This is a genomic window from Aeromonas sp. Lyrl_2, assembly GCF_051948815.1.
Taxonomy (GTDB): Bacteria; Pseudomonadota; Gammaproteobacteria; order Enterobacterales; family Aeromonadaceae; genus Aeromonas; species Aeromonas veronii.
This window is the reverse complement of record NZ_JAYJLJ010000001.1, coordinates 253,530-267,675: the sequence shown is the minus strand read 5'-3', so window position 1 is coordinate 267,675 and position 14,146 is coordinate 253,530. Positions and strand designations below refer to the sequence as shown.

The 14,146-nt window shown below is 58.4% G+C and carries 14 protein-coding genes and 7 tRNA genes; 13 read left to right on the top strand and 8 right to left on the bottom strand.

All coding sequences use genetic code 11. The annotated features are described in order from the left end of the window. Positions 1-81: 81 nt before the first annotated feature. From frsA to VF684_RS01275, 4 genes are all read left to right on the top strand, one after another. Complete coding sequence (frsA, locus tag VF684_RS01290) at positions 82-1,350, top strand: esterase FrsA (protein WP_005349360.1); 1,269 nt, start codon at positions 82-84, stop codon at positions 1,348-1,350. Between the two features lie 62 nt (positions 1,351-1,412). Continuing rightward, positions 1,413-1,805 carry a sigma factor-binding protein Crl gene (gene crl, locus VF684_RS01285; protein ID WP_005339003.1) on the top strand — a complete coding sequence of 131 codons (393 nt, stop codon included), beginning with the start codon at positions 1,413-1,415 and terminating at the stop codon, positions 1,803-1,805. A 179-nt stretch (positions 1,806-1,984) separates the two neighbouring features. After that, positions 1,985-3,088 (top strand): glutamate 5-kinase, encoded by a 1,104-nt coding sequence (gene proB, locus VF684_RS01280; protein ID WP_042080580.1) that lies wholly within the window; start codon positions 1,985-1,987, stop codon positions 3,086-3,088. Between the two features lie 34 nt (positions 3,089-3,122). Further along, complete coding sequence (locus VF684_RS01275; protein ID WP_376898978.1) at positions 3,123-4,376, top strand: glutamate-5-semialdehyde dehydrogenase; 1,254 nt, start codon at positions 3,123-3,125, stop codon at positions 4,374-4,376. 97 nt (positions 4,377-4,473) lie between these two features. On the opposite strand, the gene VF684_RS01270 is transcribed toward VF684_RS01275, so the two are convergent. The 5 genes from VF684_RS01270 to rsgA are packed head-to-tail and all read right to left on the bottom strand — an operon-like array spanning position 4,474 to position 7,308. Further along, positions 4,474-4,863, bottom strand: coding sequence for a hypothetical protein (locus tag VF684_RS01270; protein ID WP_376898976.1), 390 nt, complete (start codon positions 4,861-4,863; stop codon positions 4,474-4,476). A 2-nt stretch (positions 4,864-4,865) separates the two neighbouring features. Beyond that, complete coding sequence (locus tag VF684_RS01265; RefSeq protein ID WP_005338984.1) at positions 4,866-5,117, bottom strand: DUF2960 domain-containing protein; 252 nt, start codon at positions 5,115-5,117, stop codon at positions 4,866-4,868. Then, entirely contained in the window at positions 5,107-5,376 is a 270-nt protein-coding gene (locus VF684_RS01260; protein WP_005349372.1) for a VF530 family DNA-binding protein, read from the bottom strand. The genes VF684_RS01265 and VF684_RS01260 overlap by 11 nt, the downstream gene beginning before the upstream one ends. After that, positions 5,373-6,245 (bottom strand): archaetidylserine decarboxylase, encoded by an 873-nt coding sequence (asd, locus tag VF684_RS01255; protein ID WP_376898974.1) that lies wholly within the window; start codon positions 6,243-6,245, stop codon positions 5,373-5,375. The genes VF684_RS01260 and asd overlap by 4 nt, the downstream gene beginning before the upstream one ends. 28 nt (positions 6,246-6,273) lie before the next feature. Continuing rightward, entirely contained in the window at positions 6,274-7,308 is a 1,035-nt protein-coding gene (gene rsgA / locus VF684_RS01250; protein WP_162850465.1) for a small ribosomal subunit biogenesis GTPase RsgA, read from the bottom strand. Between the two features lie 91 nt (positions 7,309-7,399). On the opposite strand from rsgA, the gene orn reads away from it, so the two are divergent. The 8 genes from orn to VF684_RS01210 all read left to right on the top strand — a co-directional run bounded on the left by orn (position 7,400) and on the right by VF684_RS01210 (position 8,822). Then, positions 7,400-7,945 carry an oligoribonuclease gene (orn, locus tag VF684_RS01245; RefSeq protein ID WP_042080584.1) on the top strand — a complete coding sequence of 182 codons (546 nt, stop codon included), beginning with the start codon at positions 7,400-7,402 and terminating at the stop codon, positions 7,943-7,945. A 178-nt stretch (positions 7,946-8,123) separates the two neighbouring features. Continuing rightward, positions 8,124-8,199: transfer RNA gene (locus VF684_RS01240), tRNA-Gly, on the top strand. A 37-nt stretch (positions 8,200-8,236) separates the two neighbouring features. Beyond that, positions 8,237-8,312, top strand: a tRNA-Gly gene (locus tag VF684_RS01235). Between the two features lie 33 nt (positions 8,313-8,345). Then, positions 8,346-8,421 (top strand) — tRNA-Gly (locus VF684_RS01230). A 25-nt stretch (positions 8,422-8,446) separates the two neighbouring features. Beyond that, positions 8,447-8,522: transfer RNA gene (locus tag VF684_RS01225), tRNA-Gly, on the top strand. Positions 8,523-8,546: 24 nt separating this feature from the next. After that, positions 8,547-8,622, top strand: a tRNA-Gly gene (locus VF684_RS01220). Between the two features lie 24 nt (positions 8,623-8,646). Then, positions 8,647-8,722, top strand: a tRNA-Gly gene (locus VF684_RS01215). A gap of 24 nt (positions 8,723-8,746) precedes the next feature. Then, positions 8,747-8,822: transfer RNA gene (locus tag VF684_RS01210), tRNA-Gly, on the top strand. Positions 8,823-9,050: 228 nt separating this feature from the next. Here VF684_RS01210 and VF684_RS01205 read toward each other — a convergent pair. The 3 genes from VF684_RS01205 to VF684_RS01195 form a co-directional block, all read right to left on the bottom strand. Beyond that, complete coding sequence (locus VF684_RS01205; protein ID WP_005338972.1) at positions 9,051-9,260, bottom strand: cold-shock protein; 210 nt, start codon at positions 9,258-9,260, stop codon at positions 9,051-9,053. 274 nt (positions 9,261-9,534) lie between these two features. Further along, a complete protein-coding gene (locus VF684_RS01200) occupies positions 9,535-10,203 on the bottom strand; it encodes a LysM-like peptidoglycan-binding domain-containing protein (RefSeq protein WP_139440543.1) in 669 nt (222 codons plus the stop codon). 99 nt (positions 10,204-10,302) lie between these two features. Next, positions 10,303-12,405, bottom strand: a complete 2,103-nt coding sequence (locus tag VF684_RS01195; protein ID WP_107682573.1) for a methyl-accepting chemotaxis protein — start codon at positions 12,403-12,405, stop codon at positions 10,303-10,305. Positions 12,406-12,656: 251 nt separating this feature from the next. Here VF684_RS01195 and gltX point away from each other — a divergent pair, with 251 nt between their 5' ends. Continuing rightward, positions 12,657-14,072 (top strand): glutamate--tRNA ligase, encoded by a 1,416-nt coding sequence (gene gltX, locus VF684_RS01190; RefSeq protein ID WP_139440544.1) that lies wholly within the window; start codon positions 12,657-12,659, stop codon positions 14,070-14,072. Positions 14,073-14,146 lie beyond the last annotated feature (74 nt).

Genomic DNA, 14,146 nt, shown 5'->3' with positions numbered 1-14,146 from the left:
GTATCAATCTGTTGCAGGGTGGCTGATGGGCAGTAAAAGTGGTTAAGATGAGCTATTGCCTGATATGAATGGGACACTATCTTGGACTTGAACGAAGACCTAAACCTGACCGAACAGCTCTTTACCCGCGTCAAGAAGGTATTGGAAACATCCGAGATCTCCAACTCCAGTGCGGCTGATCTGGCGCAAGCCGAGTCAGACGAGATGTTTATCGATGGCTCCATGTCAAAGAGCTGGTATCGCCTGCTGCGTCGCCCCTCCTGGACTTGGCAGGGGGCAGACCCCATCGAAGTGGAGCAGACCCTGGCCCGCATCGCCATGGCGACCGGCGAGCGCACCCACGATTGCTATCTCGATACCATCAAGGGCTATGTGCCCGGCAACTGGATCTACGAGTGGAGCCAGGTGGCTGGCAACTATTTCAAGCAGGGCCGCGAACTGCGCGAGAAGGGTGATCCTTCTGGCGCCTTGAAACAGCTGCTCAAGGCGGTGCGCTACTACTCCATCGCCAGCTATCCCCATCTCAAGGATGACGAGCTGGCGGATCAGGCCCAGCTGCTCGGTAACATGGCCTATCGCGAGGCGGGTCGCCTGTTCAAGGTGCCGCTCAAAGAGATCCAGGTGCCTTTTCGCGGCAAGCATATTCAGGGTTATCTCCACCTGCCGACGACCGAAAAACCGGTGCCGCTGGTGATTATCAGCGGCGGGATCGACTCCCTGCAGCTCGATTTCCTCAACTTCTATCTCAAACGGCTCGAGCCCAACGGTATTGGCATGCTCTCCCTCGATATGCCCGGGGTCGGCTATGCCGAGCATTGGCCGCTGGTGCAGGATACCAGCCGCCTTCATCAGGCGGTGCTCCATTATCTCTCCGAAGTGGCCTGGGTCGATCATCAGCGTATCGCCATGGTGGGGATGCGTCTGGCGGGCAATATCGCAGCCAGACTGGCCTTTATTGAACCGTTCAAGCTGCGCACCGTGGTCTGTGTCGGCGCCGGGGTCAATCAGGTGTTTACCAATCAGGAGCTGTTTGCCAAGTGCCCGCGCATGATGCGGGATAGTCTGGCCAACCGGTTGGGGGCTGATGCGGCGCAGTGGGACGGCATGCGTACCAAGTGCCAGGTATTTTCACTTAAAACACAAGGATTACTGGGGACTCGCACCTCAGTGCCGATATTGAGTATTGGACACAAGCGAGATTTTATTTGTCCCGAGCAGGATGTACGGGCATTGGCGGCGGCCAGTCGTAACGGCAAGGCCATCGTATTCGACAAACAGCCTTTGCTGGAGGTGTATGACAAGGCGCTGGACGAAATCGTCGAGTGGCTGAAACAGCATTTGTGTACCTGACATTGCGCTAAAGAACTGACGCCATCCCGAGGTGGCGCGGCTTGTTTAACAGGGAGGTTAACATGTCTGAAAGAGTGACCTACAAGCGACTGCTGAGGCAGTTTGCTGCCATTGGCCCCTATTTGCGCGAAGATCTCTGCGAAGAGGGGCGTTATCGTTTCGACTGCCTGTCGGTCTGTGTCAGCGCCAAGCCGGCGCCGGACAAACGGGAGTTCTGGGGCTGGTGGCTGGTGCTGGAGCAGGACGATCACCATTTCCGTTACCACTATCAGCTCGGTTTCTACAATGCTGATGGCGAGTGGCTGGACAAGCCGATCCCCAAGAAGCACCAGGTAGAAGTGGAACGGACCCTCAACCGTTTCTACAAGCTCATCAGCGACAAACTGACGGCACTGGAGTGCCAGTTAGCGCCAGCTGATCAGGTCACCAATGAGTTGACCGTGACCGCTGCTTGATCCCTGATGCCCGGCGAGCAGCATCCCGCTGTTTGCCGGGCCATCAGTCAGCCATCTCCCCTTCCGACCGCAATCATCCGGGCATTTGCTTCATCTCCTCACCCCGGCGTTAATTGCCTTGCAGGGCACCATGGCCGTGGGTATAAAGATATTCCTTACTTTTTAGCCTTTATGCTCCCATGGAAAACAGAACCATAGTCGTCAAGTTGGGCACCAGCGTGCTCACAGGGGGGTCTTCCCAGCTCAATCGTGCCCATATGGTCGAGCTGGTCAGACAGTGTGCGGCCTTGCACCGTCACGGCCACAGGGTCGTGGTCGTCACATCAGGGGCTATCGCCGCCGGGCGTGAACATCTGGGTCACCCGCCACTGGCGCCAACCCTGCCCAACAAGCAGATGCTGGCGGCGGTTGGTCAGACCCAGCTGATTCGGGTATGGCAGGATCTGTTCAACCTCTACGGTCTGCATATCGGCCAGATGCTGCTGACCCGCGCCGATCTGGAAGATCGGGAGCGCTACCTTAACGCCCGCGACACCATGCGCACCCTGCTCGATCACCGCATTATTCCGGTGATCAACGAAAACGATGCGGTGGCGACTGCCGAGATCAAGGTCGGCGACAACGACAACCTCTCCGCGCGGGCCGCCATTCTGGCGGATGCGGATCTGCTGATCCTGCTGACCGACCAGAAGGGGCTCTTTACTGCCGATCCGCGCACCAATCCCGATGCCCAGTTGATTGAAGAGGTGCAGACCATCGACGATACCTTGCGCTCGCTGGCGGGTGACAGTGTCAGCGGCCTCGGCACCGGCGGCATGGCCACCAAACTGCAGGCCGCCGATGTGGCCCGTCGAGCTGGTGTCAACGTGGTGATCGCGACCGGCCAGATGCCGGAGGTGATCGGCCGTCTTGCCAAGGGCGAGCGTATTGGCACCCTGTTCCCGGCGCTGGCCTCCCCGCTGGAAGGGCGCAAGAGCTGGATCCTGGCAGGCCCGCCCCCTCACGGCGAAGTGCATGTGGATCAGGGGGCTGTCGCCGCCATGAAGGATAAAGGCTCCAGCCTGCTGCCCAAGGGGATTGTCGCCGTCAAGGGCGACTTTATTCGGGGCGATGTGGTGCGCATTCTTGATCCCAAGGGCGCCGAGCTGGCCCGTGGCATCTGCCGTTACGACCATCTGGAGCTGGAGAAGCTGCGCGGCGTCCACTCTGATCAGATTGAACAGGTATTGGGCTATGGCTACGGCTCTGTGGCCATCCATCGAGACGACATGGTGCTGCTCTAATCAGGGCGGCATGGCATGAACAAAGGGAAATGAGATGAGTCTGGAGAAAATGGGGCAGGCGGCCCGAGAAGCCGCCTATCAGCTGGCTACCATCAGCACGGCGCAGAAGAACCGGGCGCTGGCCGCCATCGCTGACGAGCTTGAGGCGCGCTGTGAGCAGATCCTCGTAGCCAACGCGAAAGATATTGCCGCCGGTCGTGAGGCAGGCTTGTCAGAAGCCATGCTGGATCGCCTGCTGCTCAATCCGGCCCGGCTGGCCGGGATTGTGGCGGATGTGCGCAAGGTGATCACGCTGGACGATCCGGTCGGTGCTGAAATGGATAGCCGGGTGCTGGAAAATGGCCTGCGGCTCTCCCGTCGTCGGGTGCCCATCGGGGTTATCGGCGTCATCTACGAGGCGCGCCCCAACGTCACCATCGACATCGCCAGCCTCTGCCTCAAGACCGGCAACGCCAGCATACTCCGTGGCGGGCGCGAGACCTTCCACTCCAATCTGGAGCTGGTGCGGGTGATCCAGCATGCCTTGGCGGCCTCCGGTCTGCCCGAGGCGGCGGTGCAGTACATCGACAACCCGGATCGGGCGCTGGTCGGCGAGTTGCTGCGCCTCGACCGCTATGTGGACATGATCATTCCCCGCGGTGGTGCCGGCTTGCACAAGATGTGCAAGGAGAACAGCTCGATTCCGGTCATCATCGGCGGTTTCGGCATCAGCCACATCTTCGTCGACGAGAGCGCCGATCTGGTGCGCTCTCTGGCGGTTATCGACAACGCCAAGGTGCAACGCCCCTCCGCCTGCAATGCCCTCGATACCCTGCTGGTGCACGAGAAGGTGGCTGCCACCTTCCTGCCGCAGCTGGTGACGCTGATGAACGAGCGCAGGGTGACGCTGGTGGCTGCGTCCAACGCCATGACGCTGCTGGCGGGCGCCGACAACCTGTGCGAGGCGGGGCCGGAGGATTTCGATACCGAGTGGCTCGGGCTGACCCTGGGGGTCAAGTTGGTGGCGGATGTGAACGAGGCACTGGCCCATATGCGCGAGCACAACGCCGGTCACTCCGATGCCATCCTGACCAACGATCTGGCCAACGCCGAGCGTTTCGTCAACGGGGCCGGTTCGGCGGCGGTCTATGTCAACGCCTCCACCCGTTTCACTGATGGTGGCCAGTTTGGTCTGGGCGCCGAAGTGGCGGTCTCGACCCAGATGCTGCATGCCCGTGGCCCCATGGGGCTCACCGAGCTCACCAGCTACAAGTGGGTAGGGCAGGCCGATTACCTCAGCCGTGCCTGATAACAGGCTGTTGCAAAAACAAAAATGCCGACCCCTTGGGTCGGCATTTTTTTCGCGGGTATCGTGCCGATACCACGCCGTGCGCTATTCCTCGGGGTTATTCCCCGTGATAGAGCGCCTTGTCACCGTGCTTGAGCACATAACCCTTCCAGATAAAGAGGGTGTAGCCGCTGCCCTGCCACGACCAGTTACCCTCCGCACCTTGACGGGTCAGCAGGTGCTGCTCGCCGCTTGGCAGATGCAATTCGGCCTGCGTCTGGTCGGCATTGAACATCACGAAGGCGCTGCTGGTCTGGCTGGCATCGGTTGGATTGAGCCGGATACCCTCTTCAAACAGGCGCACACATTTGCCAGTCAGTGCTGACCACTGATAGCCCGCACTGCCGATACAGCCGTGGCTGTCGCGATCGCTGCCAACCAGATGTTGTTCCGGTGTACTGCATGCCGCCAGTAGCAGAGAGGCAGCCATCAGAGTCAAGGTGCGCATGGTTACTCCTGAAGATCCCGTTCGATGACGATGTTGGAGAATCCCAACTCTTTGAAGTAGTTCTCCTGGTAATCCTTCACGCTTTTCTTGTCGCGGCGACAAACCTGAGCCAGCTGGGCCTCCATGGCGTGAAAACTGGTGAGATCCAGCCCTTCGGCAGCTGCGATGGCATCGTAGATGCTGCGGAACTTGTCGTTCGCGTAGCCGATCTCTTTGGCCTGTTTTTTATAAGTGTACGTAATCTTAAAGGCCATCTTGCCCTTCCTTCTTCGATTTGGCTTGCTTGCGCTGGACGTAGAGGTAGAGGCTTTCGACCTTCTCCCGAGCCCAGGGGGTCTTGCGCAAGAACTTCAGGCTGGACTTGATGCTGGGATTATCGGTGAAGCAGCGGATATTGATCTGCTGCCCCAGCTCTTCCCAGCCATAGTGCTCGACCAGTGCGGTGACGATGGCTTCCAGCGTCAGCCCGTGCAGCGGGTTGTTCTTCTGCGAGGCGTTCGGTTGCTCGCTCATGCCTGCTCCGCCAGCTTGGCAAAGGGCTGACCCATGCGGGTGGTGACACCGTTGGCCAAGTGAGGTTCGAAACCGGCCAGCATGCCCGGGCCAAACAGGCAGACCACGGTGCTGCCCAGCTTGAACAGGCCCATCTCGGCGCCTTTCTGCAGGGTAATGGCCTCATCGCCGGTGTAATCCCAGCGCACCACCTTCTTCTCTTTGGTCGGCGCAATGTTGCCGGCCCAGATGGTCTCGATGCTGGCCACGATAGTGGCACCGACCAGCACCAGCGCCATGGGGCCGTGCGGAGTGCGGAAGGTGGCGACCACCCGCTCGTTGCGGGCAAACAGGTTGGGCACGTTCTCGGCGGTGAGCGGGTTGACGGAGAAGAGATCCCCCGGCACGAACACCATGCTCTCCAGCACGCCGTCCAGCGGCATGTGGATGCGGTGGTAATCCTTGGGCGCCAGATAGATGGTGGCGAAGTCGCCATCCTTGAACGGCACCACCAGATCCTCATAGCCGCCCAGCAGCTCGCGAGCGCTGTAGTCGTGGCCCTTGGCCTGGATGATGCGACCCTGCTGGATCGGGCCGAGCTGGCTGACGGTACCATCGACCGGCAGCGCCAGAGTCATGGCATCTTCTACCACGGGGCGGATGCCGGGCTTGAGCTCGCGGGTGAAGAACTCGTTGAAGCTCTTGTAGTGGGCCGGGCTTTCGTGCATCGCCTCGCTCATGTCGACCTTGTACTGCTTGATAAAAGCCTCGATCACCTTGGTGGTGATGTTGCCCGCTTCGGCGGCGGCAAACTTGCCGATCAGACGGGAGAGGGCGTGCTTGGGCAGACAGTATTGACCGGCAATTTTCAGGTTGTCAGTAATGCTCATGTTCATCATCAACGTAGGTTTATTAGGGTCACAGGCGCGCTTGCTGGCGACCGTGACGGGCTTCCTGCATGGTTTCCAGGATGCGGTGATAGTTGTGGAAGCGATCGGCGCTGATAGCGCCCGCGTCGACCGCGGCGCGCAGGGCACAGCCGGGATCGTCCTTGTGGGTACAGTCGCGGAACTTGCAGCCACCCAGATAGTCGCGGAATTCGACGAAGCACCAGGTGATGCGGTCGGCTTCCAGATGCCAGAGAGCGAACTCGCGGATCCCGGGGGAGTCGATGAGATCGCCGCCGCTCGGGAAGTGGTAGAGCCGCGCCGTGGTGGTGGTGTGCTGGCCGAGCCCCGAGTTTTCGGAGATCTCGCCGGTGAGCACATCCAGCCCCGGCATCAGGGCGTTGGTGAGCGACGACTTGCCCACTCCGGACTGGCCAACGAAGATGCTGATCTTGTCGGTGAGCTTGGCTTTCAGCTCATCCAGCCCTTCACCGCTCTCGCAGCTCACCAGCAGCACCTCGTAATTGAGTTTGCGATAGGTTTCGAGCTGGCTCTCGATGCGCGCGCGGGCCACATCATCCAGCATATCGACCTTGTTCAGCACGATGAGGGGGCGGATCTCCACATCCTCAGCGGCCACCAGATAGCGGTCGACGATGTTGGTGGAGAACTCGGGCATCACCGCCGAGACGATGATGATCTGGTCGATGTTGGCGGCGATGGGTTTGACCCCGTCGTAGAAGTCCGGCCGGGTCAGTACCGAGTGGCGCGGATGCACCGCCTCGATGACGCCGGCGATGGCGGCATTAAGGCCGGGACGCCACACCACCTTGTCGCCGCACACCAGACTGCTGATGCTGCTGCGCCGCAGGTTGCTGCGGTGGATGGTGCCATCGACCGCTTCCACGTCTGCGTGCTGACCAAAACGACTGATCACCACCCCTTCGATGGCGGGGCCAAACAGGGTGTCATCCACCACTGTGGTGTGATCTTTTTGCAGCCGCCGTTCGCGGTTGGCCTGGACGCGCCTTTGTTGACCCAGATTGAGTTTTGCTTTCTTTGCCACTCGATTCGCCAGTTTATGAACAGATCCAAAGCCAGTATGATACATGCAAATTGGCAAAATTCCGCCATTCCTCCCAATAGAGAGAGCAATCATGACAGTCAGCGCGCAGAACCTGGTATGGATCGACATGGAGATGACGGGTCTCGACCCCGAAGAGAACGTGGTACTGGAGATTGCCACCATCGTCACCGACAAGGATCTGAACGTACTGGCCGAAGGGCCGGTCATCGCCATTCATCAGAGTGATGAAGAGCTGGCCAAGATGGACGACTGGAACGTCAACACCCATACCAAGAGCGGTCTGGTGGCCCGGGTCAAGGCGAGTCAGCACGACGAGGCGAAAGCCATTGCCGAGACCCTCGAGTTCATTCGCCAGTGGGTGCCGGAGCGCACCAGCCCGCTGTGCGGCAACAGCATCGGTCAGGATCGCCGCTTCATGGTCAAGCACATGGCCGAGCTGGAAGCCTTCTTCCACTACCGCAACGTTGACGTCAGTACCATCAAGGAGTTGGTACGCCGCTGGCAGCCGGAACTGCTGGATCAGTTCAAGAAGAGCGGTACCCATCAGGCGCTGGACGACATCCGCGAATCCATCGCCGAGCTGCAGTTCTATCGCAGCCACGTCTTCAAGATCTGATTCCCCGGCAAGGGTTTGTCATACTCTGGCTGCTAAAATCGACAGTTCGGCCAGCTTTTGAGCGAACGCGCGCAACCAGACAAAAAAGCCCTTGCAATTGGAATGACTGCTCTTATAATTCGGCTCCCGTACAGTAGCGCAAGCAACCAAATGCTGTACGGCCTGTTTTAAGGTAGTTGCGGGAATAGCTCAGTTGGTAGAGCACGACCTTGCCAAGGTCGGGGTCGCGAGTTCGAGTCTCGTTTCCCGCTCCAAAAATCTGATGATGACACTGGTACAAACCAGCCCGATGCGGGAATAGCTCAGTTGGTAGAGCACGACCTTGCCAAGGTCGGGGTCGCGAGTTCGAGTCTCGTTTCCCGCTCCAATCATCAGTCAGCCTCAAGACAACCAAATTGTTGCGGGAATAGCTCAGTTGGTAGAGCACGACCTTGCCAAGGTCGGGGTCGCGAGTTCGAGTCTCGTTTCCCGCTCCAAAAAATTTGTAAGTGATATTCCGATGCGGGAATAGCTCAGTTGGTAGAGCACGACCTTGCCAAGGTCGGGGTCGCGAGTTCGAGTCTCGTTTCCCGCTCCAATCACTTGCAGATGACATTCTGTTGCGGGAATAGCTCAGTTGGTAGAGCACGACCTTGCCAAGGTCGGGGTCGCGAGTTCGAGTCTCGTTTCCCGCTCCAAACATTTGTAAGTGACATTCCGTTGCGGGAATAGCTCAGTTGGTAGAGCACGACCTTGCCAAGGTCGGGGTCGCGAGTTCGAGTCTCGTTTCCCGCTCCAATCACTTGTAAATGACATTCCGTTGCGGGAATAGCTCAGTTGGTAGAGCACGACCTTGCCAAGGTCGGGGTCGCGAGTTCGAGTCTCGTTTCCCGCTCCAATCTCTCTTCGAAGTTTTCATAATCCCTTTGAATTACCCCTCACATCGCGCTGCGATGCTTTGTCGTATCTGGCGTTTACTCAGCGTGTCTCTGCCACCTCCTGCAAACAGGAAGGCGGTATGAGTTCATTGTGCGGGTTGTACGAGGGAAAGGTGGTTGGCAGGAAGAATTGCGGGCAAAAAAGAGGAGGGGCCTTGGCTCCTCCTGCATGATTCACTGGCGCGGGCTTAGACCAGAGTAACGTTCTCAGCCTGAGGGCCTTTTTTGCCCTGGGTCACAGTGAACTGGACTTTTTGACCTTCAGCCAGGGTTTTGAAACCGGTGCTCTGGATGGAGGAGAAGTGAACGAATACGTCCGGACCCTGGGATTGTTCAATAAAGCCAAAACCCTTGGTTTCGTTGAACCATTTTACCTGGCCGGTGCGAATGTCAGACATGTGCTAAATCCTATCAATAACAAAATGAAACTAAGCCCGTGCTGGGCTGCATTTGCCTTGCAAGCAGGGGTTGGCTCATGACTGACCACGTCTCTTTGTCCCAGTAGCACGTAGAACAATCCCTGTCTAAAGCACAAACGATTGTACGTTAGCGCCGATCCTTGTCAATTTGACCCCTTTCGTTTTTTGAACAAGCTAAAAATATTGTGAAGTCAGTAGCTTATTTGAAGATATTTGACTGAAAAAAACGGGAGGCCAGGGCCTCCCGTTTTTGTTATTCCTTGAGGGCGAACCCTTCGCCCTGCCGGTCGTAGCGGTAGACCGCCTGACCGTAGGAGCGGATCTCCACCCGCTGGATGCGGCGGGTGTCGTCCACCAGGATGAAGATAGAGCGGCCCGATTGCAGGCGGGTCAGGGGACGATCCGGCCCCTCGATGGCGATCAGGCGGCTCAGCTCGGCACCCGGCAACTCGAATTTACGCCAGATGGAGTAGAGGGTCTCACCCGCCTGCACATCGTGTTGCAGCCAGGTACCGTTGACCTTCTCTTCGACTGGTTTAGCTGCCGCGGGGGCACTGCCTGCCGCGCCATTACCGACAGTTAGAGCTTGAGCAGGTACTGCCAGCGGCACTTCCAGCGAGCCGGAAGGGGCTGCTTTGGGAGCGGATGGTGCTGGCTCCCAGGCCAGCACCATCAACCAGAGCGGGATCAGGATCAGCAGACCTATGGTGTTTTTGCGGGGCAGCGGGCTGGACAGCTTGAATTTGCCTGCTTTGGCATCCTGGCGGCGTTGACCGAGGTTGCTCATCCCTTGGCCAAAACGTTGGCGCAGGGACAGGGTCGCGGCATTGATGCGATGGAGCAGGGATCCTTGTGATTCGTCTTGGCGACGCTGCTGGGCTCGTCTGTTATGGCCTCGTGGGCGACGGTCCGGGGTGGGCACGGCATTTACCTCTCACTACATTGCCTGCCATCAGGCAAATTCGTCGCCTATGGTAAACGGACTCGCCCCCGAGGGGGAGAGTCCTGAGGCGGAAAATTATCAGCTGAGACGAAATTGACCCAATAATTGCTGCAATTTGTCGGCCGCCTGACGCAATGCCTGACTGGCTTTGGCCGTTTCGGTCGCATCCTGAGCGATGTCGTTGGCCAGTGCGTTGGTTTTTGACAGGTTGCCGGAGACGGTTTCTGAGACCGAGCTCTGCTCTTCGGCGGCGGAAGCGATCTGATAGGTCATGTCGTTGATGGTGGAGATGGCCTGGTAGATGCTGCCGAGCGCCTCTTCCGCCAGATCCGCTTCGCTCACTGCCTGATGGGTCAGCTGCTGGCTCTGGGTGATGGCGTTGACTGCATTGGTGGAGCTGAGGCGGATCTTCTCGATCAACTCCTGGGTGTTCTGCACCGCCTGCTGGGTATTGCCCGCCAGTTTGCGCACCTCGTCGGCGACTACCGCAAAGCCGCGGCCCTGTTCGCCAGCCCGGGCAGCCTCGATGGCAGCGTTGAGAGCCAGCAGGTTGGTCTGATCGGCAATCCCCTGAATGACGGTGAGGATGCTGGTGATCTGGGCGCTGTCGTGAGCCAGCCCTTCGACCACTTCAGCCCCTTTACCGGCTTCTGCCGCGACCTTGTGCATCGACTGGATCACCTGCTGGAAGCGCTCCTTGCCCTGATCCGCCGCGCTTTGTGCCTGTTTGGCCGAGTCGGCGGTGTTGTTGGCGTGGGTGGCGACCTCCTGACTGACGTAGGACATCTCCTGTACCGCGGTCAGCATCTGCTCCATCTCCGCCTGATGGTGCTGCAGGTTGTTGTCGGTCTGACCGGCGATGCGATCGGTGTCACCAGCGTAGCGGTTCACCTCGCTGGCAGTCTTGAGCACATCCCCGAGCAGCCCTTGCAGCTTGTCGATAAAGCGGTTGATCCCCTTGGCGAGATCCCCCAGCTCATCCACCGAGCGGGTTGTGAGACGTTTGGTGAGATCCCCTTCACCATCGGCGATGTCATCCACCAGGCTGACCATCTGACGGATGGGGCCAGTGATGCTGCGGGCAATCACCAGCATGGTGGCCAGCGCCAGCGCCAGTACGATAACGGCGCCTACCAATTGCTGGGTCACCGCGGCCCGGTTCATCTCATTGAGCTGGTTTTCCAGTTGATCGGCGCCCGCCAGTACCACCTTGTAGGGCAGGGTGACGATGATGGCCCAGTTGCGGCTCATTCCCGGAACCGAGATTGGTACAGAAATACGCAGATTGTCGTTGAGCTCTTCACGTTGCTCCTGCTGTTGCAGGTACTGTTTCCAGTTGTTGCCCAACAACTCTTTGGCATGCTTGCCCAGCATATTGTCATTGCCGCTGGTACCTGTAATCACACCAGCTGCGCTGACGATCAGGGTCTCCCCTTGGCCATCATAGATGTTATTGTTGAGGCTCTTGGCCTGCTGGTTAAGGGCAGTAACCTCAAGATCGACGCCGATGATCCCCTTGAAGTCTCCGTCAATAAACAGTGGGGATGAGATGGTACTCAGCATGACTTGCTTGCCATTTACATCAAATACATAGGGATCGATAAGGCATGCACTTTTATGCTGTTGGGGGCAACTGTAATAGTCGTTGGCTGGGTTACCGAAGCTGTCGGTATCTGTTTTGGTAATGGAGTAAAGCAGGTCTGTGCCTATAGAACCCCCGTCACGGTAGTAATAGGGAACAAACCGGCCATTACTGTCACTGCCCAGCTCCTTCTGGCCGACATAATTACTATCTTGCTCGTCCAGTGCGTTGGGCTCAAATCCCGCCAAGACGCCATATATCTGAGGATCTGTGGTCAACGTTTTTTTCATTAGTGCAACAACGTTGGGGCGCGTCAGTGGTAGCTCCTTGGAAATGGCCAGTTGAACCACTCCTGCAAGTTGTTGGTCATATGCCAATGCCTTTTGTAGCAGTTGGGTGATGGTGGCCGCCTCGGCGCGGGCATTGGCGCTGACCTTCTGCCAGGCCTCCTGCTGCAGCGCTTCACGGCTGGAGCTGATGGTGAGTTGTTGAGTCTGCTGACCCGAGTATTGGTTGAGCAGGATCAGGATGACCAAGGCGGTGGTCATGGCGATCCCGGCCATCACTAGAATGCGATTCTGGATAGAACGGAACTGCATCGTCTCTTCCTTTTTAGTAGCGGTGTTATTTGGATATCGACCGAAGCCGACAGTGGTTGTAGCAAATAGGAAATAGAACTTCTGTTTTGCGATCCCCTTCAAATATCAGGCGGCAAGCGCCCCGCCAGTAAATTTAATCCCCTACTTTAGCCCGCAATGGCTTCATGGTTTTCCCATCCGTGATTGTCGGTGCTAAAATGCGACGGTTTTTTTAACGAATTGGCCCAAGGCCCTCTACACAAGGCTTAAAGATGAAAGTCAAAACCCGTTTTGCTCCCAGCCCGACCGGCTTTTTGCATGTCGGCGGTGCCCGTACCGCACTCTATTCCTGGTTGTTTGCAAAGAACCAGGGCGGTGAGTTCGTGCTGCGTATTGAGGATACCGACCTGGAACGTTCCACTCAGGAGGCGATCGACGCCATCATTGAGGGCATGGAATGGCTGGAGCTGAACTGGGATGAGGGCCCCTACTACCAGACCAAGCGCTTCGATCGCTACAACGGTTTGATCGACGAGATGCTGGCCGATGGCCGCGCCTACAAGTGCTTCTGCTCCAAAGAGCGTCTGGAAGCACTGCGCGAAGGCCAGATGGCCAACGGCGAGAAGCCCCGTTATGACGGCAAGTGCCGCGACCACGCCCACGATCACCCGGCCGATGCGCCGCACGTCATCCGCTTCCGCAACCCGACCGAAGGTTCTGTGGTGTTCGATGACCATGTCCGTGGCCGCATCGAGTTCGCCAACACCGAGCTGGACGATCTGATCATTCGCCGTACCGACGGCGCGCCGACCTACAACTTCTGTGTTGTAGTCGATGACTGGGATATGGAGATCACCCACGTGGTGCGTGGTGAAGACCACATCAACAACACCCCGCGCCAGATCAACATCTACAAGGCGCTGAACGCGCCGGTGCCGGAGTTTGCCCACGTCTCCATGATCCTGGGTGACGACGGCGCCAAGCTCTCCAAGCGCCACGGTGCTGTCTCCGTGATGCAGTACCGCGACGACGGCTACCTGCCGGAAGCGCTGCTGAATTATCTGGTACGTCTGGGTTGGTCCCACGGCGATCAGGAGATCTTCAGCCTGGAAGAGATGATCAAGCTGTTCAGCCTGGATGCCATCTCCAAGTCCGCCTCTGCCTTCAACACCGACAAGCTGCTGTGGCTGAACAACCACTACATGCGCAGCCTGGATCCGGCTTATGTTGCCAAGCATCTGGCATGGCACATGGAAAACCAGAAGATCGACACAAGCAATGGCCCGGCGCTGGCCGACGTGGTCACCCTGCTGGCCGAGCGCTGCAACACCCTGGTCGAGATGGCCGCCCAGAGCCGCTATCTGTTCGAAGATTTTGAGGCGATCGACGAAGCGGCAGCCAAGAAGCACCTGCGTGGCGTTGCTGCCGAGCCGCTGGCTCTGGCCAAGACCAAGCTGGCTGCACTGGATAGCTGGACCACCGAAGCGCTGCACGAGCTGATAGAAGCGACCGCCGCCGAGCTGGGTCAGGGCATGGGCAAGGTTGGTATGCCGCTGCGTGTGGCCGTCACTGGTCTGGGTCAATCCCCTGCCATCGACGCCGTGATGGCACTGGTCGGCAAAGAGCGTGTACTTGCTCGTATCGACCGTGCACTGGCTTACATCGAAGCCCGCATGGCTGCCGAGTAAGTTCTGCCGAGGTGGCAGGCGAGGGGATAACCTCGCTCTGCCATATGCTGAATAGCAAAAATCCGAAACCACTG